General features: G+C 72.1%; 1 protein-coding gene. It reads left to right on the forward strand.

The window, feature by feature from the left end:
- Positions 1 to 323: response regulator (locus IF47_RS28455; protein WP_037733452.1), on the forward strand; the 323-nt coding region annotated here is incomplete at both ends.

Below are 323 nucleotides of genomic sequence, written 5' to 3' on the forward strand. Positions count from 1 at the left end.
GGATCAGCATGACGCCGTGGAGATCGTCACCGCCATGGACGCCCAGGAGGCGGCCTCCGCCCTGGCCGCCGGGCCGTGCCACTGCGTCGTCCTCAGCATGGATCTGCCCGACGGCGAGGGCCCGCGGCTGCTCGAGGCCGTGGACGGTGACACCGCCCTGGCCACCGTTCCGGTCCTCGTCCACAACAACCACCGGCCGAGCGCGGCTCAGGAGGCCGCCCTGCAGGCCCGGGCGGACAACCGCCCCCTGGAGGTTCTGTCGAGCCTGGACGAGTTGAAGGAACGGATCACCCTGCACCTGTCGGCCGAGCAACCCGGGGACG

The sequence above is a fragment of the Streptomyces megasporus genome (assembly GCF_000718985.1).
Taxonomy (GTDB): domain Bacteria; phylum Actinomycetota; class Actinomycetes; order Streptomycetales; family Streptomycetaceae; genus Streptomyces; species Streptomyces megasporus.